This window comes from Blastococcus sp. SYSU DS0973 (assembly GCF_054051055.1).
Map to the genome: position 1 here is coordinate 331828 of NZ_JBJHAN010000003.1, position 25632 is coordinate 357459.

Consider the following 25632-nt stretch of genomic DNA (forward strand, 5'->3'; position numbering starts at 1 on the left):
AGGAGCAGGTGGCGGCAAGGCGGGCGCCCGGCTCAGCCGGTCGGCCCCTCCCCGCGCAGGCGCCGGCGTACGGCGACCATCAACGGCTGGAGGACGACGCCGTCGCGGGCCAACCGGTCCCGCAGCTGGCGCCGGTGCCGGACCACACCGGCCAGCCCGATCGCCCAGAACAGGTACTGGACGGAGAACGCCGCCCGGAAGGCGTCCAGGTCGTAGTCGGTCGAGACGCCCGGCGTGAGCACGTCCAGGACCGCACCGACGGCGAGGATGGTCAGCAGCGAGGCCACGAACCCGCCGACGTTGACCACGCCGCTCGCGCTGCCCTGCCGCTCCACCGGGTTCTCCGTGCGGGCGTAGTCGAACCCGATCATGGAGCCGGGGCCGTTGGTGCCCAGCACCACCACCAGCAGTACGAGCAGCGGCAGCGGGGCCCGACCGGGCCACAGCAGCACGACGGTCCACACCGTCGCCGTCGCCGCCAGGATGCTGAAGACCAGCACCGAGCGACGCAGCGGCCACCGGGCGCAGAGCCGGCCGAGCGCGGGGCCCACCCCCATGCCGACCAGCACCAGCAGCGTGAGCAGGCCCGCGGCCGTCGAGGGGGTCAGCCCCTGACCGACCACCAGGAAGGGGTAACCCCACAGCAACGCGAAGACGGTTCCCGAGAACTGGGTGACCAGGTGCGTGTAGAGACCGATCCGGGTTCCCGGCTCGCGCCACGTCTGGACCAGCCCGTGGCGCAGCTGGGCGAGGTCCGGGGCCTGCGGCCGGGTGCTGCCGGCCGGTGCATCGCGCAGGGCCAGCAGCACCAGCAGGAACACCAGCACACCGGTGGCCGCGGCCCCCAGGAACGTCGCCGTCCAGGACGTGGCGTGCAGGAGGGTCACCAACGGATAGGCGGCGACGATCGAACCGACCTGGCCGAGGATCCCGGTCAGCTGGGTGATCAGCGGCGCCGCCGAACCGGGGAACCAGAAGGACACCACCCGCAGCACGCTGATGAACGTCATGGCGTCGCCGGCACCGACCAGCACGCGCCCCGCGACGGCCGTGGGCACGCCCCCGGCCAGGGCCAGCACCAGCTGCCCGGCCGCCATGGTCAGCGCTCCGGCCAGGATCATCCGGCGCGACCCGAACCGGTCCAGCGCGACCCCCACCGGAACCTGGAGACCCGCGTAGACGGCGAGCTGCAGGACGAGGAACAGCGACACCGCCGCAGCGCCCGCGGAGAACCGCTCCTGCGCCTCGACCGCGGCGACACCCAGCGAGGAGCGGTGGAAGACCGCCACCGCGTAGGCCAGCAGCCCGACGCCCCACATGGCGTAGGCACGCGTCGTGGGGCGTGCGGGAGGCGGCATGTGCACACCCTCTCCTACGTCCGCGCCACCCCGGTCCTTCCGATAGCGACAGGTGAGTTGCGCCACTGAGCCGTTCCGCCCGGTGGGTGGCCGGCGTCGCGGAGGGGAACGAGGAGTACTCGGCCGCACGCCGGGGCAGCACCAAGGCAGTTCCCGGACGGGTCGTTGTCGGCCGGTCCGCCACCCGGCCCCGAGACGAGAGGAGCGCCGTCCATGGCGTCCGTCATCCACTACACGATCGCCACCGAGGCCGAGAAGAGCCCCGATTTCCGCCGGGTGCTCTGGACCGGCAGGAACACCCAGCTGGTGATCATGACGATTCCGCCGGGCGGGGAGATCGGCGAGGAGACGCACGAGGACATCGACCAGATCCTCACCTTCGTCAGCGGCATCGGTAAGGCCGTCATCTCCGGCAGCGAGAGGGACGTCGCGCAGGGCGACCTGGTCGTCGTCCCCGCCGGCACGAAGCACAACTTCCTCAACACCGGCGAGAACCCGCTGGTGCTCTACACCGTCTACGGCCCGCCCGAGCACGCCGACGGTGCGGTGCACAGGACCAAGGAGGAGGCCGACGAGGCCGAGGAGTCGGGCGAGGACGAGCCGCCGGCGTCCTGACCTCCGCACACCTCCACCGGCCGTGGCCGGGCACCGACGGTGCCCGGCCACGGCCGTTCCCGCCTCCGGACCACCCGCTCGTGCCCGTATCAGGAGCGGGGACCAGACTCGACGATATGAGCGCACCGGCCGCGAACCCGACGACGCGCACCGACGACGGCCGGGCGGTGGCCGAGGAGCTGCGCCGCGCGGGGATCGGCGACGTCGACGACTCCGGGCTGGCCCGGGCCCTCTACTCCTCCGACGCGTCGCTGTACCGCGTCCTGCCGCGCGCGGTGGTCCGCCCGCGCGACCCCGACGAGATCGTCGCCGCCCTGGAGGTGTGCCGGTCGCTGGGGGTTCCGCTGACCCCGCGCGGCGCGGGTACCTCGATCGCGGGCAACGCCGTGGGCGCCGGCGTCGTCCTCGACACCAGCCGGTACCTCTCCCGCGTGCGCGCCGTCGACCCCGGCGCCCGCACCGCCACGGTGGACCCCGGCGTGGTCCAGGCCGCGCTGCAGACGGCCGCCCGCCCGCACGGCCTGCGCTTCGGCCCCGACCCGAGCACCCACAACCGCTGCACGGTCGGCGGGATGATCGGCAACAACGCCTGCGGCTCCCGGGCACTGGGCTACGGCCGTACCTCCGACAACGTCGTCGCCCTCGACGTGGTCACCGGCACGGGCGAGCGCCTGACCGTCGGCCCGGGCACTCCGCCGCGGAACGGCGTCCTCGCCGACCTGCACCGCCTGGTCGCCGGTGAGCTCGCGACGATCCGCACCGAGTTCGGCCGCTTCGGCCGCCAGGTGTCGGGTTACTCGCTGGAGCACCTGCTGCCCGAGCGCGGATTCGACGTCGCCCGGGCGCTCGTCGGCAGCGAGGGCAGCCTGGCCGTGGTGCTCGGCGCGACGGTGCGGCTGGTCACCGACGCCCCGGTCCGCGGGCTGGTGGTGCTCGGCTACCCCACGATGGCCGACGCCGCCGACGCCACGCCCGGCCTGCTGCCCCACGAGCCCACGGCGGTCGAGGGCCTGGACGAGCGGATCGTGCAGCGGCTGCGGGACGTGCCGGCGGCCGTGGTCCCCGACCTGCCGCGCGGCGCGGGCTGGCTGATCGTCGAGCTGACCGGGAACAGCATCGCCGAGGTCGAGTCGAAGGCGCGCGGCGTGCTCGCCGACGCCGGCGCCGTCGACTCGATGGTGGTCACCGACCCGGCGCACGCCGCGGCGATCTGGCGGATCCGGGAGGACGGCGCCGGGCTGGCCAACCGGACCTCCGACGGCCGGCCGGCGCACGCCGGGTGGGAGGACGCCGCCGTGCCGGTGCAGCGGCTCGGCGACTACCTCCGCGGGTTCGAGGCCCTGCTGGACGACCACGGGCTGCAGGGCGTGCCCTACGGGCACTTCGGCGACGGCTGCCTGCACGTGCGCATCGACTTCCCCTTCGGCCACGGCTCGCCCGCCCACCCGGACGACGGGGGCCGCAGCGCCTACCGGTCGTTCGTCGAGGACGCCGCCCGGCTCGTCGCCGGCTACGGCGGGTCGCTGTCCGGCGAGCACGGCGACGGCCGGGCCCGCAGCGCGCTGCTGCCGCACATGTACTCCCCCGCCGCGCTCTCGCTGTTCGAGCGGGTGAAGGCGGTCTTCGACCCGGACGACGTGCTCAACCCCGGTGTGGTCGTGCGCCCGGTGCCGGTCGAGGACGACGTGCGGATGACGGTCGCCCCGCGGCTGACCGAGGGCCTGGCGCTGGCCTACCGGCACGACGGCGGGGACTTCTCCACGGCCGTGCACCGCTGCACCGGTGTCGGCAAGTGCCGGGCCGACCTGCAGTCCTCCGGCGGGGTCATGTGCCCCTCGTGGCCCGCGACGCGGGAGGAGAAGGACACCACCCGCGGCCGCGCCCGGGTGCTGCAGGAAATGCTGGCGCCCGGCGGCCCGGTGCGCGACTGGCGGTCGCCCGAGGTGCACGCGGCGCTGGACCTCTGCCTGTCGTGCAAGGGCTGCTCGTCGGACTGCCCCACCGGCGTCGACATGGCCTCCTACAAGGCGGAGGTGCTGCACCAGTCCTACCGGCGGCGGTTGCGGCCCCGCGCGCACTACACGCTGGGCCGGCTGCCCTTCTGGTCCGACCTGGTCGCCCTGGCCCCGCGCCTGGTCAACGCGATGCTCGGCTCTGCGCTCGTGGGCCCGCTGGCCAAGTGGGGCGCGGGCATCGACCAGCGCCGCTCGGTGCCGACGTTCGCACCGCGCACCTTCCGTCAGCTGTGGGCCGACCGGCCCGAGGCGGGCGACGGGCCACGGGTCGCGCTGTGGGTCGACTCGTTCACCGACCACTTCGCCCCGGAGGTCGCGGTCGCCACCGCGCGGGTGCTCACCGCGGCCGGCTACCGCGTCGAGGTTCCCGGCGCCGACACCTGCTGCGGGCTCACCTGGATCACCACCGGGCAGCTCGACAAGGGCAAGCGCATCCTCGGCGACACCGTGCATGCGCTGGCACCGCTGGCGGCCGCGGGCGTACCGGTCGTCGGCATCGAGCCCTCCTGCACCGCCGTGCTGCGGAGCGAGGCGCTGGAGCTGGTCGGCGGGCCGGAGGCCGAGCAGGTGGCCGCCGCCACCCGCACCCTCGCCGAGCTGCTCCGCGACACCCCGGGCTGGACACCGCCGTCGCTGGCGGGCACGGAGATCGTCGCCCAGCCGCACTGCCACCACGCCTCCGTGCTCGGCTGGTCGGCCGACGCGCAGCTGCTCGAGCGGGCCGGCGCGACGGTGACCCGGCTGGGTGGCTGCTGTGGGCTGGCCGGCAACTGGGGCGTCGAACGCGGGCACCACGACGTCTCGGTGGCCGTGGCCGAGCAGCAGCTGCTGCCCGCCGTCCGCGACCTCCCCGACGACGCGGTCGTGCTCGCCGACGGGTTCTCCTGCCGCACGCAGCTGGACCAGTTGGCCGGCCGGCGCGGCCGGCACCTCGCAGAGCTGCTGGCGGACCGGCTGGGCTGAGCGCGGATCTGCGACGATGCCGGACGTGGAGCTCGAGGAGACCCTGCTGCCCGGTGTCGGCGTCCGCTACCAGATGCGGACCCGGTCGGGTCAGGTGCTGGGCATCGTGGTGCAGCGGGAGGGCGGAGCGGAGATCGCGGTGTTCGACCGGCGCGACCCCGACCGCGCGCGGGAGACGTTCCGGCTCGACCAGGAGGAGGTCGACGCCCTGTCCGAGGTGCTGGGCGCGCCCCGGCTGACCCAGCGGTTCGCCGACCTGTCCCGCGAGGTGCCCGGGCTCGAGTCCGCCCGGATCTCCGTCCGGCCGGGCTCGCCGTTCGCCGGCCGGACCCTGGGCGACACCCGCGCCCGCACGCTGACCGGTTGCTCGGTGGTCGCCATCGTCCGCGGCGCCGACGTGGTCCCCTCCCCGTCGCCCGGTGACCCGTTGTTCGCCGGCGACGTGCTGGTGGCCATCGGCTCGTCGGCCGGGCTCGAGCAGCTGGACCGGCGGCTCGCGGGACCGGAGTAGCCCGCGGTGGACCACGTCGCCGCCCTGCTGCTCGAGCTCGGCCTGCTCTTCCTCGGCCTGTCGGCGCTCGGGCTGCTGGCCCGGCGCCTGGGGCTCTCCCCCATCCCGTTCGTGCTGCTGGCCGCGCTGGCGCTCGGCGAGGGCGGCCTGGTGGCGGTGGACGACGCGGCGCCGTTCCTGGAGGCGGCCGCGGAGATCGGCGTCGTCCTGCTGCTGCTCACCCTCGGGCTGGAGTTCTCCGCCACCGAGTTGTTCGCGTCGTTCCGCCGGCACGCGCCCTCGGGACTGGTGGACCTGGTGCTCAACGGTCCGCCGGGCTTCGTCGCCGGGCTGCTCCTGGGGCTGCCCTGGCAGGGGGCGCTCGCGCTGGGCGGGGTCACCTACATCTCGTCGTCGGGCATCATCGCGCGGCTGCTCGGGGACCTGGGGCGGCTGACCAACCGGGAGACCCCGGCCGTGCTCTCGGTGCTGGTGCTCGAGGACCTCGCGATGGCGCTCTTCCTGCCCCTGCTCGTGGTGGCTCTCGCCGGTCAGGGCCCGATGTCCGCGGTGGCCGGCGTGGGGCTCGCCGTGGGAGCGGTGCTCGTGGTGCTCCTGGCCGCGCAGCGGCACGGCCACCGGCTGGGCCGGCTGCTCAGCCACGACGACGACGAGCAGGTGATGCTCCGGCTGGTCGGGCTGACTCTGCTGGTCGCCGGCGCCGCGCAGGCGATGGGCGCCTCGGCAGCGGTCGGCGCGTTCCTCGTCGGGCTGGCGCTGCCGGCGTCCTTCGCCGAGCGCGCCCGGGTGATCCTCGGCCCGCTGCGCGACCTGTTCGCCGCCACCTTCTTCGTCGCCTTCGGCCTGGCCACCGATCCGGGGGCGATCCTGCCGGTGCTGCCCGCCGCGCTGGCCCTGGCCGCGGTCACCACCGTCACGAAGATCGGCACCGGCTGGTTCGCCGCGGCCCGGGACGCGGTGGCCGTCCCGGGCCGGCTGCGCGCCGGCACCGCGCTGGTGGCCCGCGGTGAGTTCTCGATCGTGATCGCCGGGTTGGCGGTCACCGCCGGGCTCCCGGCCGTCGGCCCCGTCGCGACCGGGTACGTGCTCGTGCTCGCGGTGACCGGGCCGGTGCTCACCCGCTTCGTGGAGCCGCTGTCCGACCGGCTGGTACGCGCCCCGACCGCCGCGTGAGCGGTCAGGCCGCGGCGTCGCCCCGCCGGGCGCGGGCCGCGGCCAGCACGTACGGGGTGAGCACCCCGGCGATGCGCGCGTAGCCGGCCGAGGACGGGTGGAACCGGTCGGGTGAGAACAGCGCCGGGTCGGCCGAGAAGGCGCGCGCGACCTCGGCGGCCACCTGCGCCACCGTGGCACCGCCGGTGGCCGCCACCTGCGACTGCCGCCGCTGGAGCACCGCGCAGGCGCCCCGGACCAGCGCCCGCAGTGCCGGCGGCACGAACGGCACCATCGACATGTCCGGCGCCGGAACCACCACGACGTCGGTGCCGGCGGCCCGCAGAGCGGTCACCGCGGCCGAGAGCGCGGTCGCGGCCTGCTCGGCCGGCACGAACCGGGCGAGGTCGTTGGCGCCGACGACCACGACGGCGAGGTCGGCGGACAGGGGCAGGGCGCGGCGCACCTGGTCGGCCAGCCCGGCCGAGACGGCGCCGGGGACGGCGAGCACGTGCAGGTCGACGTCGAACCCGTCGTCGGTCAGCGCTCGGGCCAGCCGCGGGCCGAGGGCGTCGGCGGGGCGGGCGGCACCGGTGCCGAAGGCGAGGGAGTCACCGAGGAGGAGCAGGCGGAGGGCGGAGGAAGCCACGTCAGGGGGAACGACGTGACCCCCTCCGGTATGCCTCTCCCACCGCGTCCACACGAGGCGGCGGACCGACCGGTCAGCGGCCTCGCCACACCGGCGGGCGGCGTTCGGCGAATGCGGTCGACCCCTCCCGGGCGTCCTCCGAGCCGAACACCGGGCGGACGATCTGCTCCTGGCGCTCCCACGCCTCCTCCACCGGCCAGGATGGCGCCGACAGCACGACCTGCTTGGTCGCGGCGACCGCCAGCGGGCCGTTGGCGGCGATCACCTCGGCGAGGGCGACCGCTGCCTCCACCGCCGCTCCGTCGTCGACCACCCGGTTGACCAGGCCCACCGCCGCCGCGCGCTCGGCGTCCACCGGGTCCCCCGTCAGGAGCAGCTCCAGGGCGATCGCGCGTGGCACCCGCTGCGGCAGGAGCAGCGCCGCCCCGCCGGCCGCGACCAGCGAGCGCTTCACCTCCGGCACCCCGAACCGGGCCCCGCGGCCGGCCACCACGAGGTCGCAGGCGAGGACCAGCTCGAAGCCGCCGGCCAGCGCCCAGCCCTCGACGGCGGCGACCAGGGGCTTGCGCGGCGGCGTGCGGGTGATGCCGCACAGCCCCCGGCCCTCGATCGACGGGCTCTCGCCGCGGAGGAAGGCCTTGAGGTCCATGCCGGACGAGAAGGTGCCACCGGCCCCGGTGAGCACGCCCGCCCGCAGGTCGCCGTCGGCGTCGAGCTCGTCCACCGCGGCGGCGACCGCCCGGGCGACGCCGCCGTCGAGGGCGTTGCGCGCGGACGGCCGGTTGATCGTGATCACCTGGACGGCGCCGCGGCGCTCCACCAGGACCTTGTCGTCGTCGTCGACCATGACGCCTCCTCGGGCGGGCAGAGATGACGCAGGGCCAGGCAGCCGGAACGGCTGCCCGGCCCTGCGGGAACAACCCCGCGCCAGGGTCCCACCCCGAGCGAGCGGGGGACGGGGGACGCGGGGTCCTCGTTCTAGGCCTTCGGGCCGCCGGCGGCGTAGACCACCTGGCCGGAGACGAAGCCGGCGCCCTCGCTGACGAAGAAGGACACGAGGTGCGCGATGTCCTCGGGCTGGCCGACGCGGGCCACCGGGATCATCGACGCCGCGCCCTTGATGAAGTCGTCGAAGGGCACGCCCATGCGGTCGGCGGTCGCCTTGGTCATCTCCGTCTGGATGAACCCGGGGGCGATGGCGTTGGCGGTGACGCCGAACTTGCCCAGCTCGATGGCGAGGGTCTTGGTGAAGCCCTGCAGACCCGCCTTCGCCGTCGAGTAGTTCGCCTGGCCGCGGTTGCCCAGCGCCGAGGTGCTGGACAGGTTGACGATCCGGCCCCACTTCTGGTCGATCATGTGCTTCTGCGCCGCGCGGGTCATGAGGAACGCGCCCCGCAGGTGCACGTTCATGACGATGTCCCAGTCGGAGTCGGACATCTTGAACAGCATGTTGTCCCGGAGCACACCGGCGTTGTTGACCAGGACGGTCGGCGCGCCGAGCTCGGCGGCGATCCGCTCGACGGCGGCCTCCACCTGAGCGGAGTCGCTGACGTCGGCGCCGACGGCCAGCGCCCGGCCGCCGGCGGACTCGATGGCGTCGACGGTGGCCTTGGCCTGCCCCTCGTCCAGATCCAGGACGGCGACGGCGAAGCCGTCGGCCGCCAGGCGCTGGGCGGTCGCCGCGCCGATGCCGCGGGCTGCGCCGGTCACGATGGCCACGCGGGACGCGCCCGTGGTGCCTGCCTCGCTCATGAGAGTTCCCTTCGTCTCGGATGCCTGCGGTCACCGGGGCGGAGGCCCCGGCGCGCGGCGAGCTGCGCCCGACACGTTACGGCCGCCGGTCGAGGCCCCGGCCACATGGTCCGGCGCGGCCGGGAGGCGGCGCGGTCAGGCACTGCCGCAGACGACGTCGACCCGGTCGAACCCCTCGGCGGTGGACGGGGGCACGAAGCGTGCCCGGGTGCCGAGCAGCCCGGCCAGGGGCACCTTCGCCCGGCCCTCGCGCGCGGCGTTGCGGGCCAGGCAGACCTCGAGCGGGGTGTCGATCCAGACCGCGCGCACCGGTACCCCCGCCTTCCGGGCCAGCGCGATCAGCGGCGCGCGCTCGTCCGGCGAGGGGTTGGTGTTGTCCACGACGACGTCGCGCCCCTCCGCCAGGAGGTCGGCGACCACCCGCAGCTGCCGGGCCTCACGGCGCCGCGCGTTGGGCCAGTGGTCCTTGCTCACCACGGTGTGGGTGCCGGCCAGGGTGCGGGCGGTCCAGGTGCTCTTCCCGCTGCCCTGCAACCCGGCCAGGACGACCAGCTCCGGGCCGCTCAGACCTGGCTCGCCGGGCTCGTGGCCTGCTCGGACTGCGCGCGCAGCGGGTCGCCCCCGGCCGGCTGCCCGGCCTCCCCGGCTCCCCCGGCCTCCCCGGCCTCCCCGGCTTCCGCGGCGGCCGAGCGGCGGTGCGGGTGATGGTGCAGCCTGCGCATGGACGCCAGCGTCGCCCGGCGGGCGGCCATCCGCCGGCGCGCCCGCATGGTGCGGGGCGCTCGCGGTTCCTCGCGCAGCAGCGCGTCCAGCCAGTGGCTCCGCGGGTCGACGTCGACCAGGAGCGCCTTGACCAGCAGAGTGAGCGGGATGGCCAGCAGCGCCCCGAGCGCGCCGAGGACCCAGCCCCAGAACAGCAGCGCGATGAAGGTGACGGTCATGGACAGGCCCACGGAGTCGCCGACGAATCGCGGCTGGATGAGCGTCTGCACCACGAAGTTCAGCAGCGAGTAGACGACGATGATCGCGATCAGCTCGCCCCAGCCGCCGGAGAGCAGGCCGAGCACGGCGGGGGGCGCGACGCCCAGCAGGAAACCGATGTTGGGCACGTAGTTGGTGATGAAGGCGAGCAGCCCCCACAGCGGCGCGGCCGGGACGTCCAGCCAGGCCAGGGCGATGGTGTCGCCGACCGCGACGATCGCGCCGAAGACGGTGCTGACCAGCAGGTAGCTCCGGGTTCCGCGGGTGAAGAGGGTCATCGCCACCGGCAGGTGCGGGCGCTCGGCGCCGATGAGCGCCATCCGGCGGCCGAAGCCGCTGCTCTCGATCGCCATGAAGACCAGTGCCGACAGCAGGAGCAGCAGCGTGGTGGCCGCGTCGGTGAGCCGGCTGAGCAGGTCGGTGGCCAGGCCGACCAGCGACCCGTAGTCGATCTGCTGGACGAGGTCGGACAACTGACCGGAGACGATGCCCCGGCTGTTCAGGTCGGCGACGACGTCGTTGATCAGGATCTCGGCGCGTCCGGTGTAGTCGGGCAGCAGCGCGGCGAACTGGGCGACGGAGGCGACCAGCAGCGCGACGAAGGCGAGCAGTACCGCCCACACGAGCAGCAGCAGAACCGTGGTGGCCAGCCAGCCGGGCGTACCGATCCGGCGGAGCCAGCCCTGCACCGGGGCCAGCGCGACGACGACGACGAGGGCCAGGAACACCGGCGCCACGAGCCAGGCGACGGCCTGCAGCCCGGCGATGGCGATGGTGGCGGCGGCCGCCCCGCCGACCAGCAGCAGCCAGCGCGGCAGCCCGCTGGACGGCGCCTGCACCAGCGGCTCACCGCCGTCAGCGGCGGTGGGCAGGTCGGCGGCGCGCTCGGCGGCGGCCGGGTCCGCGGCCCCCTGCTCCGCCCGGACGAGCGGCAGCCGCCCCGTCACCGGCGAGTCCCGCCGTCCCGCCATGCCCTCCCCCTCGGTCCCGCCTGGTCCGACCACGCCGCCGCGGCGCGCCGGTCAGCCGCGGGCGTCCAGCATCGCGGTCATGGCCGGCAGGTCGAAGAACGCCGCGGTCGCCCGGGCGCTCGGGTTCCCGCCGTCGGGATCGGCGCCGCCGTCCAGCAGCCGCCGGACGGTCTCCGCCGACTGCTTGAAGACCGCTGCGGCGAGCGGCGTCTGGCCCCGGTCGTTGGCGCGACCGTGGTCCGCGCCCCGCTCGAGCAGCGCGGCCACCGTGCCGGCGTGCCCGTGGTAGGCGGCCAGGATGAGCAGGGTGTCACCCTTGTCGTTGGTGAGGTTGACCGGCACCCCGGCGTCGACGTACGCCGCGAGCTCCTCGGTGTGCCCACCGCGGGCCAGATCGAAGACCCGCCCGGCGAGTTCGATGACTCCGGGATCGATCGGCTGGCCGCTCACGACACCAGCGTAGGAGACCGCTGCTCCACCGGCCCGGGAACACGGCACCGTTCCACCACGTGCGCGGCGGTGCCCGTCGACGGACCCCAGGCCCGGCCGGACGGCTCATCCACCGGGCCGGTCGCCGCCGACGCGGTCGGTGAGTGCGAGCACGTGCTCCCAGGCGTCGCGGCAGGCGTCGGCCCAGTCGCCGAAGGAGCGATCGAAGAACGAGTGCGGCGCCCCGTCGTAGACGACGGCATCCACCTCCGCACCCGCCGCCCGCATCCGTTCGGCCAGGGCCAGCTGGTCCTCCACCGGCGTCGCGGTGTCGGCGCCGGCGATCAGCATGACCGTGGGCAGTGCGGCGCGGTCGGCGGCGTCCCCCACCAGGGCGGGCCGGCCGTAGAAGCCGGCGCAGCCGGCGAGGTCGATCCCGCCGCCGGCCAGCCGCCACGCGTGGCTGCCACCGAAGCAGAAGCCGACGACCACCACCGGCAGCGCGGCGCCGACCCGTTCGCGGAGGTGCGCGACGGCCGCGGTGACGTCCGCGTCGACGCCCTCCGGGGTGGTACGCGGGATGTGCGCCTGCCAGTCGAAGTCCTCCGCCCGGACCCCGTCCGCGCAGATCCCGGCGGTCCGGCCGAACCAGTCGATCGCCACTGCGGCCACGCCGGCTTCCGCGAACCGCTCGGCGAGGGCGACGTAGTAGGGGTGCAGCCCGCGGATGTCGGGGAGGACCACCACGCCCGCGCGCGGGTTGCCCTCGGGCAGAGCGGTGGCGGCCGAGAAGGCGGTGCCGTCGGCCGCGGTGAGCGTGGTGCTGGTTCGCTCGCGCACCGGCCCGCTGCGCGGCGGGGCGGGCGGGCGGCTGTCGTGGGCGTGGCACATGCGCGCGATCCGGCTCAGGTGTCGGCGGCGTCGCTGGCGGCCTGCGCCTGCCCGCCGAAGACCGACGCCGCGACGTCGCGCCGCGCCTCGGACAGCCAGTGGTGCTGCCGGTCGGCCTGGTCGATGAGCCGCTCGAACAGCGCGGCGTCGATGCGGCCGTCGACCTCGCCGAGGGCGCGGAGGGTCTCGAACCCGGCCCGCTTGGCCAGCACCGCGGTGGCGATGAACTCGAACTCGACCAGGTCGCTGAGCGGCGACCGGGTGAGCAGCCGCCCGTTGAGCTTGCCGCGGGAGAGCTTCTCGGCCGCCCAGATGGCCACCTGCTTGTACTGGCGGACCGGCAGCCCGAGGGCGCCGATCGTCGTGCGCAGCGCCGCCCGCTCCTCGCGGAGCTCGTCCAGCAGCTGCTCCAGCGGGGCCTCGTACCGGTTGCCGCGGTGGCGGCCCAGCATCCGGCCGACCAGCTCGATGCCACCGGAGGCCGCGGCCAGGTGGTCGTTGCAGTAGACGGTGAGCAGGTCGGGGTTGCGGACGGCGCCGGTGGCGGGCGTCTCGGGCACGGGGCCTCCAGGAGGAGCGAGGATGTCGCCCGCCATTGTGGTTGCCCCGTGATCAGCCCGCTCGGCGTGCGGTCACCCGCGGAGCAGGACCGCGACCCCCACGCACGCCGCGGCCCACAGTGCGCTGGCCAGCGTGCCCACGATGAACCGCTCGGCGGCGGCAGGGGCGCGTAGCTCGGAGAACCGGCCCAGCCCCTTGACCGCCAGCACGACGGCGAGCCCCTCGGGCCAGCCGGCCAGCAGCGTGCCGGCGATCGCGCCGCGTTCGAGCACGCCGATCCAGGCACCCCCGCGGAGGATGTCGGGGTCCTGGGGGCCGCCGGACACCCCGGCAGCCGCCGGGTCCGCGGCGTGCAGCACCGCCGTAGCCACCGGGCCGCCGCCGGTGACGGCCGCCAGGACCGCGAGGAGGGCGCCCGCCTGCACGAGGCCGGCGCCGCCCTCCTCCGTCGTCCAGGCGAAGATCCCCGCGACGGCCAGCGCGGCGACCAGGGCCACGGCGCCGAACGCGGCTCCCGGCCGCTCGCCGCGAAGGGCGAGCGCGAACCCTGCGACGGCGACCAGCCCGAGCAGGAGGACGACCCCGGTGGTCATCCGGCGGCCCTCCCCAGGAGCCGGGCCGCCGTCGGCCGCAGCTCGCGTTCCAGCTCCCACGAGGCCGCGGCCAGCCGCTGGCCCACCGCCTGCCGGGAGATGCCGAGGGCCGTGGCCGCCTCGGCCTGGGTCCGTCCGTCCTCGACCAGCTCGATCGCCTCCCACGCCTGCTCGCTGCGCCTGCCCACCAGCACGGCGAGAGCCCCCAGGACGGCCTGCGCGTCGGCCGCGTCGGGTGGCACCGCGCCGCGCACGGCCAGCCCCACCGGCCGCTGCTTCGCCGCGTCGACGGCACGCCGGGCACACAGGAAGGCCGGCCCCGTCGCGGCCCGCGTGCTCGACGGCAGCGGGGCCTGGACGGGGCCGGCGCCGATGCCGATGCTCCAGCCACCGAGGCGCACCAGGCGCATCGCGACGTCGACGGCGGCTTCCGGCGTGGCCAGGACGCCCTGGAACTCGTCACCGGCGGTCCGCTCGAACGACAGCACCGCGCAGACGTCGGCGTTCAACCGAGCCAGGACGTCGGCGACCCGGTCGGGGCCGCGCCGGCTGGCGCGCTGGTCGACCGTCAACACGAAGGGCACTGAGCAAGCCTGACAGCTTTCTAGGGCGAGGGCAAGGCTCAGAGCTTGTCGGCCACGTCCGCCGGGAAGCCCCCGGTGGCGATGGGCCCCCATCCGGTCACGGTGATGCGCAGCAGCGCCTTCCCCTGCCGCGCCATGGCCGCGCGGTAGTCGTCCCAGTCGGGGTGCTCCCCGCCGATCGCGCGGTAGTAGTCGACCAGAGGCTCGAGGGCATCGGGCAGGTCGAGCACCTCGGCCTCGCCGTCGAGCTGCACCCACGGCCCGTCCCACTCGTCGGAGAGCACGCACAGCGACACCGCGGCATCGCGGCGGGCGTTGGCGACCTTCGCCCGCTGCGGATAGGTGGAGACGACGACGCGCCCCTCGGCGTCGACCCCGCAGGTCACCGGTGACAGCTGCACGGCGCCACCGCGCCGCCGGGTCACCAGCACCGCGCGGTGCCGTGGTCGGAGGAAGTCCAGGAGGGCGTTCCGGTCGACGCGGTCAGCGGTCGCGATCTTCGGCATGGGTCGAACGCTACGACGCGGGTGTGATGATCGTTTTCCGCCCGGTCCCGACCCGGCATCTGTGCTGAGATCGCAGCATGAGGATCCGCTTGCCCGGTCGCACCGACCCGCCACCGGACGAGACCGGGGACGTCGAGCCCGACCAGCCCACCCCGGACGCCGGGGTCCGGTCCGCCACGCACGCCCCCGCTCCGACCAACCTGCGGGGGCAGCGCCTCCAGCGGGCGAGCCGGTCGCTCGCCATCGCCTCGGCCGAGCTGCTGCTGATCGTGGGCGGGCTGATCGTCCTGGGCTACGTCGTGGGCAAGCTGTGGGTCATCCTGCTCCCGGTCGTCCTGGGGCTGCTCTTCACCACCGTCCTGTGGCCCCCTACGCGCTTCCTCCGCGACCACGGCTGGCCCTCGGCCCTGGCCGCGCTCACCGTCCTCATCACGTTCCTCGCCGCGTTCGGCGGCATCATCGCGCTGATCGCACCCCCGGTGGTCCGGCAGGTCGAGGAGCTCGCCGACGGCGTCAGCGTCGGCCTCCAGCAGCTGCAGGAGTGGCTGACCGGCCCGCCGTTCAACCTCGGTCAGGAGCAGATCGGCGGCGCCGTCGACCAGGCCATCGACTCGATCCAGGGCAACGCGCAGAACATCGCGCAGTACGCCGTCACGGGCGCCACGGCGATCGGCGGCCTGCTGATCAACCTGGTGCTCGCCCTCGTGCTGACCTTCTTCTTCCTCAAGGACGGTCCCCGCTGGGTGCCGTGGCTGGCCGCCCAGACCGGCCCGCCGGCCGCGCCGCACGTGGCCGCGCTGTCCTACAAGACGTGGTCGACGCTCTCGGAGTTCATCCGCCAGCAGGCCATCGTCGGGTTCGTCGACGCATTCTTCATCGGCCTCGGCCTGTGGATCCTCGGGGTCCCGCTGGTGCTCCCGCTGGCGGTGCTCACCTTCTTTGGCGCGTTCATCCCGATCATCGGTGCCTTCGTCGCCGGCGGTTTCGCGGTGCTGATCGCACTGGTCGACAGCGGCTTCACCACAGCGCTGATCGTGCTGGGCATCGTGCTCGTCGTGCAGCAGATCGAGGGCAACGTCCTGCAGCCGATCCTGCAGGGCCGGGGGCTGAACCTGCACGCCGCCGTGGTCATCCTGGCCGTCACCGCCGGCAGCAGCCTGGCGGGCATCATCGGTGCCTTCCTCGCCGTCCCGGTGACCGCGCTGATCGCCGTCTCCTACCGCTACGCCCGCGACCAGCTGGACGGGAAGTCGCCGGAGGTCCTCCCCGACGGCACGCGCGCGCAGATCACGGCCGACGAGACCGGCGCCCACCTGGTGCGGGAGCCGGTGGCGCCGGAGGGCGACGGGCAGCCGGTGACCGACGCCCGAGGATGACGGGGAAGCGGTGACGGCGCGCTGGCCCCGCCGGCGTCCGGGGACGCCGAGGTCCCGGCGGGAATGCGGCGCCTCCCGCCGGGGCTGTACCGGCAGGCGCGATCGTGCGTCGCGCCGGACGAACCCTCAGGAGGACGACCGTGCCCCAGCGACCGGAGGACCTCGTCGAGCTGCTCCCGGCGGCCGAGCGCTTCCTCATCCGTGAGTCCGCCGTCGGTGACCCGTCGCAGCGCCGCGGCCTCGTGCTCGTGCACGACCTGGCCGGCGACTTCGATGCCGCGTCCGCCGGCACGCTGGCCGGCGCGCACCTGCTGGCCGCCCTGCCGCACGAGGTCGTCGCCCGCTTCGACGCCGACAGCCTGGTCGACTACCGCGCCCGCCGGCCCCGCATGACCTTCAACGCCGACCGCTACGAGGGCTTCACGGCTCCGGAGATCCAGGTGTACGCGGTCGAGGACGATGCCGGCGAGACGTTCCTGCTGCTGCACGGGGCCGAGCCGGACTACGCCTGGGAGCGGTTCGTCGCCGCCGTCGGGCAACTGGTCGAGCGGCTCGGGGTGACCTCCGTCGTCGCGCTGCAGGCCATCCCGATGCCGGTGCCCCACACCCGGCCGGTCACCGTCACCGCGCACGCGACACGACGACAGCTCATCGAGCCCTATCCCGTGTACTGGGGCGAGATGCGCATCCCCGGCAGCGTCTCGGCCCTGCTCGAGCTGCGCATGGGCGAGGCCGGGGTGGACGCCCTCGGAGTCGCGGCCCACGTCCCCCACTACCTCGCCCAGGCGACGTACCCGGCGGCGTCGGTCATGCTGATCGAGCATCTGGAGCGGTTGACCGGGCTCCGCCTGCCGACCGAGTCGCTGCAGGAGGCCGCCGACGCCAACCGGACCGAGATCGACGAGCAGATCGCCCGGTCGACCGACAACACCGCGGTCGTCGCCGCCCTGGAGCAGCAGTACGACTCGTTCACGGCCGCCCGCGAGGGCAGCGACCTCCTCGGCAGCGCCGGCGAGGTGCCCAGCGCCGAGCAGATCGGTGCGGAGTTCGAGCGCTTCCTGGCCGACCAGGACCGCAACCGCCCCCGCGACTGAGCCTGTCGGGACCAGTACGCCCTCGACCCGCTACGCGCGGCGGGTGATGCTGAGTGCCAGTGCGCCCAGCGCACCGACCACGGCGAACATGTAGAAGCCCCACGGGAAGGCGATCCCGGCGCCGACGAGGAGGCCGGCCAGGATGGGACCGACGATCGCGCCGATGCGACCGGCGCCGGCCGACCAGCCGAGGGCGGTGGCCCGCACGTGCGGTGGGTGGTCGGCGCTGACCAGCGCGTACACCAGCACCTGGGCGCTGAAGACGAAGCAGCCGGTCAGGAAGACCATCGGGTAGATGCCGAGGGTCGGCAGCCTGATCGACAGCAGTGCGAGGAGCAGCGCCGCGGCGGCGAACCAGGCGATGCCGGCCTTCCGGGCACCCACCCGGTCGGCCACCCGACCGGCGACCAGGAGGCCGGCGACCGCCCCGAGGTTCAGCACGGTCAGGAAGGCGAGCTGCGCGCCCAGCTCGTAGCCGGCCTCGCGCATGATGCCCGGCAGCCAGTTGTTCAGGCCGTAGACCAGCAGCAGGCCCATGAACGACGTGACCCCGAGGGCCATCGTGTTGCGCAGGTAGACGTTGCTGAAGAGGGTCCGCAGGTTCGCGGCGGCGCTCCCGGCGCCGGCCTGCCCTGCGCGCGGGTCGACCGGAGCGTCCAGGGTCGGCAGCTCCAGCCCGTAGCGACGGGCCACGTCCTCCGCCTCGGCCCGACGGCCGTGCGAGGCGAGGTAGGCGGCGGACTCGGGCAGGTGCCGGAGCATGAGCGGCACGAGCACCAGTGCCGGCAGCGCGCCGATGACGTACATCCAGCGCCAGCCCATCGGCTCGACCACCAGGATGCCCAGAGCCGAGGTGGCGACGGCACCGACGTGGTAGCCGGTCATCATCCTCGTCGTCGCCCGGCCGCCGCGGGTTCTCCGGCTGAACTCGTTGACCATCGCGATCGCCGTCGGGAGGCAGCCGCCCAGCCCCAGGCCGGCCAGGAAGCGCAGCACTCCGAAGACGAACGGGTTGGGCGCGAAGGCGCACAGGAGGGTGAGCACGGAGAAGGCGGCGACCGCCCCGATCAGCGCCTTCCGACGACCGACGAGGTCGGTCAGCGTGCCGATGGTGAGCGCGCCGACCATCATGCCGACCAGGCCGACGGTGATGAGGGTGCTGGCGCCGGCGGCGCTCAGCCCCCACTCCGCCGAGATGCCGCTCAGCGTGGTGGGCACGACGACCAGGTCGAAGCCGTCGAGCAGGACGGCGATCCAGCACAGCGGGGCCACCCAGCCCGCTGCAGCGCGGGGGGTGGTGCCGGCGGCGGTGGAGGCGGAGCTCACGTCGTCCCCTCGAAGTCTTCGATCAGGTGCCCGAGAACCGTAGGTCGTCCGGTTCCCTGCTCCCCCATCGGCCTCCCGCTGGGTGGCACGACAGCGGGCCGCGACCGGAAATCCCGGTCGCGGCCCGCCGCCGGCCCCGATGCCCCCCGCCGCCAGCCAGCGAGCGGCGGGGGGCACCGGGGTCTCTTTCAGGCGATGCTCCGCCGGCTGTCAGGCGACGACGACGTGCTCGTTCGGCACGCAGTGCGTCATGACGAGGCCGGTCACGTCGCGCGGACCGTTCTTGCCGAGGTTGGCGGCGCGCTGCTGCTCCTCCGCGGAGAGGGTCTGCGTCTGCAGCGGCGGCAGGCCACGGACGTCGTCCGCGGTGATGCCGAGCGCGTCACCGACGCGCTGACCCCACTCGTCCTCGCACATGAAGAAGTGCCAGACCATCCGCTCCTGGATCTCGCGGCGGCACTGCTGGAGGGCGCCGACCAGGTTGGTCACCAGGTCGTCCTTCTCCCACTGCTCGCTCAGCAGGTAGCGCTCGCCGGCCTGCTTGTAGTCGTTGGTCCGCGGGATGCGCTTGCGGGTGAGCCGGCCGTTGATGACCGGGCCCTGCTCGTCGTGCGTGGGGTAGGTGGCCTCACGCAGACCACCGGTGATCGACGGCTCGTAGTTGACGTGCGGGTTGTCGCCCACGTTGTCGCGGCCGTAGGACATCGGGCCGCCCTGCTGGTTGGTGTTCACCTGCACCCTGGGGCGGTTCACCGGCAGCTGCAGGTAGTTCGGGCCCACGCGGTAGCGCTGGGTGTCCGAGTAGGAGAACGTCCGGCCGACCAGCATCTTGTCGTCGGAGAAGTCCAGGCCGTCGACCAGGACGCCGGTGCCGAAGGAGATCTGCTCGTTCTCGGCGAAGAAGTCCTCGGGCATCCGGTTCAGGGTCATCGTCCCGACCTTGCGGAGGGGGAACACCTCCTCCGGCCACACCTTGGTGTCGTCGAGCGGGTCGAAGTCGAGCTCGGGGTGCTCGTCGTCGCTCATGAGCTGCACGTGCAGCTCCCACGACGGGAAGTCGCCGTTGGCGATCGAGTCGTACAGGTCCTTGGTGTGGGCACCGAGCGTCTGCGCCTGCACCGCGGCGCCGTCGGCGGCCGTGTAGGACTTCACACCCTGCTTGGGCAGCCAGTGGTACTTGACCAGGACGGTCTCGCCCTGGGCGTTGACCCACTTGTAGGTGTTCACGCCGAAGCCCTGCATGTGCCGGTAGCTCGCCGGCAGGCCGCGGGGGCTGAAGACCAGCGAGACCATGTGCAAGGCCTCGGGGGTCTGGCTGAAGAAGTCGAACGCGCGCTCGGCGACGTTGGCCTCGAAGGTGACCGGGTCCGGCTTCTGCGAGTGGATGAAGTCGGGGAACTTGATGGCGTCCCGGATGAAGAAGACGCCCAGATTGTTGCCGACGAGGTCCCAGTTGCCCTCCTCGGTGTAGAACTTCACCGCGAAGCCGCGCGGGTCGCGCGCCATCTCCGAGGAGTCGCGGCCACCGGCCACGGTGGAGAACCGCAGCGCGACATCGGTGCGCTTGCCCTTCTCCTGGAACAGCGCGGCGCGGGTGTACTTCGAGACCGGCTCGTCGCCGACGGTGCCGTCGGCCTCGAAGTAGCCGTAGGCGGTCACGCCGCGGGCGTGCACCACGCGCTCCGGGATGCGCTCCCGGTCGAAGTGGCTGATCTTCTCGAGGAACTGGTAGTTCTCCAGGGTGGCGGGGCCGCGGGCCCCCACCGTCCGCTGGTTCTGGTTGTCGTAGACCGGGTGGCCCTGACGGTTGGTCAGGACCGGCTTGCCGGCCTGGCTGGGCGCCGTGCCCTGCGATGCGACGTCGGTCATGCTCCTACTCCTCCTCGGATGTGGTGCTGCGGTTCGACCTGCATGGCGTCGGTGCCTGCCGCGACCTCCCGGTCACGGCTCCGACAGGTGGCGCAGAGCCCCCAGAACACGACCTCGGCCTCGTCCACGACGAAGCCGGCGGTGTCCGACGGGCTCAGACAAGGGGCCGCACCCACGACGCAGTCGACGTCGGCGACCGCGCCGCACGAGCGGCAGACCAGGTGGTGGTGGTTGTCGCCCACCCGGAGCTCGAACAGCGCGGGGGCCCCGGCGGGCTCGATCCGGCGGGCGATCCCGGCGGAGACGAAGGCCTTGAGCACGCCGTAGACGGCCTGGGGAGACAGCGAGGGGTGCAGCTGCCGCGCGCCGGTCACGATCGTCTCGGCGTCGGCATGGGGGTGGTCGGCCAGCACGCTCAGCACGGACAGGCGGGGCCGCGTCACGCGCAGGCCGGCCTCCCGCAGCTGGTGCGCCCAGGTCGTCTCCATCGCTGGCCATCCAACGCGCTTTCCTTGATTGAGTCAAGACAACGGCACGCGGGGTGAGTCGGACCGCCCGTCCGCGAACCCTCCGTCACCCGGTTCCCCGGCCGGCCGATCACGAACCGCCGGAGCCCCGGCGTCCTGCCCATGAACCGTGCGGGCGACGACGTCTCCGGCGGCCTGCGCGCACGACGCCGGGGTGGGGTCAGGCGAAGACGATCGTGCGGTCGCCCTCGACGATGACGCGGTCCTCCACGTGCCAGGTCACCGCCTGGGCCAGCACCTGCCGCTCGACGTACCGGCCCACCCGGCGCATGTCCTCGACCGTCGCCCTATGGTCGACCCGGGCGACCTCCTGCTCAATGATCGGCCCGGCGTCCAGCTCGGCGGTGACGTAGTGCGCGGTCGCCCCGATCAGCTTCACGCCCCGGTCGTGCGCCGCCTGGTAGGGGTTGGCGCCCACGAACGCCGGCAGGAAGCTGTGGTGGATGTTGATCAGCCGCTCAGGGAACCGCGCGCAGAACTCCGGCGAGACGATCTGCATGTATCGGGCCAGCACCACCAGGTCGACGTCGCCCACGAGCTCCAGCGCCCGCCCCTCGGCCGCGGCCTTGGTGCCCGGGGTGACCGGCACGTGGTGGAACGGGATGCCCGCGGCGGCGGCGACCGGCTCGAGGTCCGGATGGTTGGAGATCACCGCGACGATCTCGGCGCGCAGGTCGCCGGCGCGCACCCGGTAGATCAGCTCCTGCAGCACGTGATCGGTCCGGCTCACGAAGACGGCCACGGTGGGCCGGTGGGCGGCCTCGACCAGCCTCCAGGTCAGCTGCCACTCCTCCGCCAGCGCGGCCAGCCGCTGCTCGAGCTCGGGACGGCGCGTGGCCAGGCCGGCCAGCACGAACTCGAGCCGGAGGGTGAACGTGCCGCCGCTGGGGTCGGAGGAGTGCTGCTGCGACTCGGTGATGTTGGCGCCGACGTCGGCCATCAGCCCGCTGAGCACTGCGACGATCCCCGGCCGGTCGGGGCAGCGGACGACCAGCCGCCCGACGTCGGTGGTGCGGGGATCGTGCGGACCTGCGACTGACATGGGCGAATGGTCTCATTCCGGCCGGCCATGATCATCGCCGCCGCTCGAGGCTGGCCCTGAGGCCACCACGCCGACGTCCTCAGAACGGTGGTGGCGTGTCGTCCGGTGGCGGCCGCGGTGGCGCGGGCAGCGCGGGTTGGTGCGTGGGGTCGCGCAGGCCCGGTGGGCGAGTGCTGCGGGTGATCCCCGAGGGCGTGGTCACGGTGAGCGCCGTGGGCGGGGCAGCCGCGGGCGATCAGCCGGGACAGCTCTGTCGGGGTGGCGGTGGCCAGCAGCGCGCCGTGCTCGTCGGTGATCGCCACCGCCAGGCTGCCGCCGGGCGGGGCCTGGAGCCCGAGCGCGCCGATCCCGGCCAGCAGTTCCCGCAGGTGCGCCGAGGTGATCGGGATGCCGTTCACGGCCGGACCGCACTCACCCGTGACATCGGACTGCCCGTCGCAGCCCCGGCGGCCGGCAGGGGTTGCCCGCGCCCCGGTGGTCGCGGGGGCGGCCCAGTGCCGGGAGCGGGGCGAGCACGGTGACGTGCCCGGTGAACGCCGGACCGGCGGTGCCGCCCGGGTCGAGCACCAGGGTGGCGTGCGCCTCGGCGCGCAGGAGCCCGATCGGCCGGTCGTCCCCGGCGGTGCGGGCCAGCTGCGCGGCCCGGTCGATCACCGACCACATCGCTGCGGCCACCGACGACGGCAGCTCGCTCGCGAACAGCGACATCCCGTCGAAGGTGGCATAGGTACGGACCCGGCCCGCCGCTCCGCCTGCCGGCGGCGCTGTTCGGCGAAGGACTCGTCCGCACCGATCGCCGCTGCCACGAGCCGCCTGCGCAGCCGCCCCGAGGACGACCCCGCCGCCACCGGCAGCAGCGCCGGCACCACCACAGCCACCACTTCGTCAGAGGCCGCACCCAGCACGTCGGCGAACACCCGCGCCCGGAACCAGTCCAGCTCCCCGGCACCGCACGCCCGCCACACCGCCGGCATCCGGTCCACCAGCTGGTGGGCGTCGGCCAGCACCCCGCCGGCGAAGGACCGGGAGCACTTCAGCGCCGCCGCCAGCTCGTCGGGCAGGAACTCCGATGCCCCGGGCACCGGCGACCCGCTCCCCCGCCGGCGCGCCCCGGGATGCCCCGGGCGGCGGATCGTCGACGTCAGGCCGGTACCCCGCCAGCGCCACGACCAGCTCCGCTTCATAAGCGGCATCCATCGCCTTGCGCGCCTGCACCCGCTCCAGCTCCGCCGCGACCTCGGCGGCGGTCAGCACACCCACCGGTAGACGATCCACCGACGGCGACCGCTTCAGCGCCCAGCCCACCAGCACGCCCTCCACGGGGGAGCGCTCCAGATCGGCCACCGGCATGACCCGAACATAGTTCGAGGTGCGACAGTTCCGGCGCCTCAGGCGGCGGGCGGTGTGCGGGAGCGTGCGGGGCGCTCAGGGGGAACCTCAGACCTCGGGCAGCGGAGCACGGATGGCGCCGGCCACGTCGAACAGGTCGCCGTACTCCTCGACCCGGGCGAGCACGTCCGCGGTGGTGAACCGGAGCGCCGCCGGGTCGAGGGAGCCCTCGCGCACGGCGTCGACCTCGTCCCAGCCGATCGGGGTGGACACCATGGCCCCGGCCCGCGCCCGCAGCGAGTACGGCGCGACCGTCGTCTTGGCCGGGTTGTTCTGGCTCCAGTCGATGAGCACCTTGCCCGGGCGCAACGCCTTCTCCATGCGCCAGACGACGTCGTCGGGCGTCTCGGTGGAGAGCTCCTGCGCCAGCTTCTTGGCGTAGCGGCTGGGGTGCTCGCGGTCGGTCGGCGGCAGGATCGGCGCGTACACCTGCATCCCCTTGGAGCCCGACGTCTTGACGACCGGATCCAGGCCGTCGGCCTCCAGCCGCTGCCCGAGCCGCTCGGCGACCTGGCAGCACTCGGCGATGCCGGTGTCCGGGCCGGGGTCGAGGTCGAGCACCAGCAGGTCGGGCAGCCGGGCCGCGCCGTCGTCGTCCACCTGCCACTGGGGCACGTGCAGCTCCAGCGCCGCGAGGTTCGCCGCCCAGGCCAGGTCGGGGACGTGCTCCAGGACGACCATGTCGAGCGTCTCCCGGCCCGTCGAGCTGCCGGGGCTCGGCAGCGTCACCCGGCGCACCCACTCGGGCGCGTGCCGAGCGCTGTTCTTCTCGAAGAACGCCTGCCCCTCCACGCCATCGGGCCACCGGGTGAAGGTCACCGGCCGGCCGGCCAGGTGCGGCAGCAGCACCGGCGCGATGCGGACGTAGTAGTCGATGACCTGCGCCTTGGTGAACCCCAGCTCGGGGAACAGCACCTTCTCCAGGTTGCTCACCGCCAGCTGCCGCCCGGCGATCTCCACCCGCTGCTTGGCCGGGCTCACGGTTCCCGCACCACGTCGTCGGGCTCCAGGTCGTCCCGCACGCCGCGCCACGACGGGTGCCGCAGCCGCCCGTCCGCCGTCCACACCGCGTAGGCGACCTCACCCACGAGGTCCGGCTCGACCCAGTGCGCGTCCCGGGTCACCTCGCGCGGCAGGGCGCCGTCGAACGGCGGCGCGCTGCGCGAGGTGAGGGTGCGCTGCAGGTGGCGCAGATCCTGGTCGCTGAACCCGGTGCCGACGTGCCCGACGTAGACCAGTCGGCCTTCGTCGTCGGGCACCCCGACCAGCAGCGAGCCGATGGACCCCGCGCGGCGGCCCTGGCCGGGTCGCCAGCCGCCGACGACGACCGCCTGCGTGTAGAAGTTCTTGACCTTCCGCCAGTCGGGGCTGCGGACCCCCTCGCGGTAGGGCGAGTCCAGCCGCTTCGCGACGACGCCCTCCAGGCCGCTCTCCTCGCTGGCCGCCTGCACGTCGGCGCCACCACCGCGGAACCACGGCGTCAGCACCCACCGGTGCCCGGCCGGCGCGAGCTCGTCGAGCAGGTTTCGGCGCTCGGCGTAGGGCCGGGGCCGCAGGTCCTCCCCGTCGAGCTCGAGCAGGTCGAAGACCAGGTACGTGACCGGCGCGGCCGCCGCCAGCCGCGGGACCTCGGGCCCGGTTCGGTGCATCCGGTTCTGCAGGGCCCCGAAGTCCGGGCGGCCCGCGGCGTCCATCATCACGACCTCGCCGTCGAGGACCGCGTCGCGACCGGCCAGCGCGCCGGGCAGCCTCCTGACCTCCGGGTACCGGACGGTGATGTCGGTGCCCTTGCGCGAGGACAGCGTCGGCACGCCGGCCCGCACGGTCGCGACCGCCCGTACGCCGTCCCACTTGAACTCGTAGCCCCAGGCGCCGTCCTCCGCGACCGCGGGGAGCTGACCGGCGGTGGCCAGCATCGGCAGCGGCGCCGGCGGCGGCATGGATCGCGCCGCGGGCGTCCGGTTCCCCACCGGAGGTGCGTCGTCCAGCTTCCGCAGGTTCCAGGCGCCGTCGTCCACCGGGAAGAGCACGTAGCGGCCGGTGATTCGGCGGCCGTCGAACGTCACGATGACGTGCCGCTCGTCCCACTTCTCGGTGGCGTAGCGGCCGAGGTCCCAGATGGCCACCTCCCCGCCGCCGCACTCGCCGGCGGCGATGGTGCCGGCGCAGGAGGCGTACTCCAGCGGGTGGTCCTCGGTCGGGACGGCCAGCCGGTTCGCGCCCGGTTCCAGCGGCGGACCCTCGGGCACCGCCCAGCTCTTCAGGACGCCGCCCCGCTCCAGCCGCAGGTCCCAGTGCACCCGCTCCCCGGCCCGGCCCCGGGGCGTGTGGTGCTCGTGGACGACGAAGGTGTCGTCCCTGCCCGCGGGCAGCGGCTGCCCGGCGGGCGGGACCGGCTCGGCGGTGCGGGCCGGGTCCCGCTCGGCGCGGTACTCGGCCAGCGGGTCGTCGCGCCGGCCGCCGGGGCGGGCGGGCACG

25 protein-coding genes are annotated in these 25632 nt (G+C 74.3%); 6 read left to right on the forward strand and 19 right to left on the reverse strand.

Annotated features, from left to right (window positions below):
* Positions 1–32: 32 nt before the first annotated feature.
* Entirely contained in the window at positions 33–1358 is a 1326-nt protein-coding gene (locus tag ACI791_RS08335) for an MFS transporter (RefSeq protein ID WP_456585623.1), read from the reverse strand.
* 213 nt (positions 1359–1571) lie between these two features.
* On the opposite strand from ACI791_RS08335, the gene ACI791_RS08340 reads away from it, so the two are divergent.
* The 4 genes from ACI791_RS08340 to ACI791_RS08355 all read left to right on the forward strand — a co-directional run bounded on the left by ACI791_RS08340 (position 1572) and on the right by ACI791_RS08355 (position 6635).
* A complete protein-coding gene (locus ACI791_RS08340) occupies positions 1572–1973 on the forward strand; it encodes a cupin domain-containing protein (RefSeq protein WP_456585624.1) in 402 nt (133 codons plus the stop codon).
* Positions 1974–2089: 116 nt separating this feature from the next.
* Positions 2090–4951, forward strand: a complete 2862-nt coding sequence (locus ACI791_RS08345) for an FAD-binding and (Fe-S)-binding domain-containing protein (protein ID WP_456585625.1) — start codon at positions 2090–2092, stop codon at positions 4949–4951.
* 16 nt (positions 4952–4967) lie between these two features.
* Positions 4968–5462, forward strand: coding sequence for a cation:proton antiporter regulatory subunit (locus ACI791_RS08350; RefSeq protein ID WP_456585626.1), 495 nt, complete (start codon positions 4968–4970; stop codon positions 5460–5462).
* A 6-nt stretch (positions 5463–5468) separates the two neighbouring features.
* Positions 5469–6635, forward strand: a complete 1167-nt coding sequence (locus ACI791_RS08355; RefSeq protein ID WP_456585627.1) for a cation:proton antiporter — start codon at positions 5469–5471, stop codon at positions 6633–6635.
* Positions 6636–6639: 4 nt separating this feature from the next.
* On the opposite strand, the gene ACI791_RS08360 is transcribed toward ACI791_RS08355, so the two are convergent.
* The 11 genes from ACI791_RS08360 to ACI791_RS08410 form a co-directional block, all read right to left on the reverse strand.
* Complete coding sequence (locus ACI791_RS08360) at positions 6640–7263, reverse strand: SGNH/GDSL hydrolase family protein (RefSeq protein ID WP_456585628.1); 624 nt, start codon at positions 7261–7263, stop codon at positions 6640–6642.
* A gap of 73 nt (positions 7264–7336) precedes the next feature.
* Positions 7337–8110, reverse strand: coding sequence for a crotonase/enoyl-CoA hydratase family protein (locus ACI791_RS08365; RefSeq protein ID WP_456585629.1), 774 nt, complete (start codon positions 8108–8110; stop codon positions 7337–7339).
* A 131-nt stretch (positions 8111–8241) separates the two neighbouring features.
* Positions 8242–9015, reverse strand: coding sequence for a 3-oxoacyl-ACP reductase FabG (gene fabG / locus ACI791_RS08370; RefSeq protein ID WP_456585630.1), 774 nt, complete (start codon positions 9013–9015; stop codon positions 8242–8244).
* Positions 9016–9150: 135 nt separating this feature from the next.
* Positions 9151–9582 carry an AAA family ATPase gene (locus ACI791_RS08375; RefSeq protein ID WP_456585671.1) on the reverse strand — a complete coding sequence of 144 codons (432 nt, stop codon included), beginning with the start codon at positions 9580–9582 and terminating at the stop codon, positions 9151–9153.
* Positions 9579–10967, reverse strand: coding sequence for an AI-2E family transporter (locus tag ACI791_RS08380; RefSeq protein ID WP_456585631.1), 1389 nt, complete (start codon positions 10965–10967; stop codon positions 9579–9581). The genes ACI791_RS08375 and ACI791_RS08380 overlap by 4 nt, the downstream gene beginning before the upstream one ends.
* Before the next feature lie 51 nt (positions 10968–11018).
* A complete protein-coding gene (locus ACI791_RS08385) occupies positions 11019–11417 on the reverse strand; it encodes an ankyrin repeat domain-containing protein (RefSeq protein WP_347057128.1) in 399 nt (132 codons plus the stop codon).
* 105 nt (positions 11418–11522) lie between these two features.
* A complete protein-coding gene (locus ACI791_RS08390; RefSeq protein WP_456585632.1) occupies positions 11523–12236 on the reverse strand; it encodes a dienelactone hydrolase family protein in 714 nt (237 codons plus the stop codon).
* 65 nt (positions 12237–12301) lie between these two features.
* The gene (locus tag ACI791_RS08395; RefSeq protein WP_347057130.1) at positions 12302–12847 is read right to left on the reverse strand and encodes a hypothetical protein; all 546 of its coding nucleotides are present in this window, start codon (positions 12845–12847) and stop codon (positions 12302–12304) included.
* Between the two features lie 72 nt (positions 12848–12919).
* Positions 12920–13441: a hypothetical protein gene (locus tag ACI791_RS08400; protein ID WP_456585633.1), complete on the reverse strand. Its 522-nt coding sequence runs from the start codon at positions 13439–13441 to the stop codon at positions 12920–12922.
* A complete protein-coding gene (locus ACI791_RS08405) occupies positions 13438–14025 on the reverse strand; it encodes a hypothetical protein (protein ID WP_456585634.1) in 588 nt (195 codons plus the stop codon). Before ACI791_RS08405 ends, ACI791_RS08400 begins: the two co-directional genes overlap by 4 nt.
* A 38-nt stretch (positions 14026–14063) precedes the next feature.
* The gene (locus tag ACI791_RS08410) at positions 14064–14531 is read right to left on the reverse strand and encodes a PPOX class F420-dependent oxidoreductase (protein WP_456585635.1); all 468 of its coding nucleotides are present in this window, start codon (positions 14529–14531) and stop codon (positions 14064–14066) included.
* A gap of 77 nt (positions 14532–14608) precedes the next feature.
* On the opposite strand from ACI791_RS08410, the gene ACI791_RS08415 reads away from it, so the two are divergent.
* The gene (locus tag ACI791_RS08415; protein WP_456585636.1) at positions 14609–15907 is read left to right on the forward strand and encodes an AI-2E family transporter; all 1299 of its coding nucleotides are present in this window, start codon (positions 14609–14611) and stop codon (positions 15905–15907) included.
* A gap of 140 nt (positions 15908–16047) precedes the next feature.
* Positions 16048–17001, forward strand: a complete 954-nt coding sequence (locus tag ACI791_RS08420; RefSeq protein WP_456585637.1) for a proteasome assembly chaperone family protein — start codon at positions 16048–16050, stop codon at positions 16999–17001.
* Between the two features lie 30 nt (positions 17002–17031).
* Here ACI791_RS08420 and ACI791_RS08425 read toward each other — a convergent pair whose 3' ends face one another.
* The 7 genes from ACI791_RS08425 to ligD (ACI791_RS08455) all read right to left on the reverse strand — a co-directional run bounded on the left by ACI791_RS08425 (position 17032) and on the right by ligD (ACI791_RS08455) (position 25631).
* The gene (locus ACI791_RS08425; protein WP_456585638.1) at positions 17032–18327 is read right to left on the reverse strand and encodes an MFS transporter; all 1296 of its coding nucleotides are present in this window, start codon (positions 18325–18327) and stop codon (positions 17032–17034) included.
* A 210-nt stretch (positions 18328–18537) separates the two neighbouring features.
* Positions 18538–20196, reverse strand: a complete 1659-nt coding sequence (locus ACI791_RS08430) for a catalase (protein WP_347057138.1) — start codon at positions 20194–20196, stop codon at positions 18538–18540.
* Entirely contained in the window at positions 20193–20684 is a 492-nt protein-coding gene (locus tag ACI791_RS08435; protein ID WP_456585639.1) for a Fur family transcriptional regulator, read from the reverse strand. Before ACI791_RS08435 ends, ACI791_RS08430 begins: the two co-directional genes overlap by 4 nt.
* Positions 20685–20883: 199 nt before the next feature.
* Positions 20884–21765 (reverse strand): formyltetrahydrofolate deformylase, encoded by an 882-nt coding sequence (gene purU / locus ACI791_RS08440; RefSeq protein ID WP_456585640.1) that lies wholly within the window; start codon positions 21763–21765, stop codon positions 20884–20886.
* A 411-nt stretch (positions 21766–22176) separates the two neighbouring features.
* Complete coding sequence (locus tag ACI791_RS08445; RefSeq protein ID WP_456585641.1) at positions 22177–22473, reverse strand: hypothetical protein; 297 nt, start codon at positions 22471–22473, stop codon at positions 22177–22179.
* Positions 22474–23202: 729 nt separating this feature from the next.
* Entirely contained in the window at positions 23203–24135 is a 933-nt protein-coding gene (ligD, locus tag ACI791_RS08450; protein ID WP_456585642.1) for a non-homologous end-joining DNA ligase, read from the reverse strand.
* Positions 24132–25631, reverse strand: coding sequence for a non-homologous end-joining DNA ligase (ligD, locus tag ACI791_RS08455; protein ID WP_456585643.1), 1500 nt, complete (start codon positions 25629–25631; stop codon positions 24132–24134). The genes ligD (ACI791_RS08450) and ligD (ACI791_RS08455) overlap by 4 nt, the downstream gene beginning before the upstream one ends.
* Position 25632 lies beyond the last annotated feature (1 nt).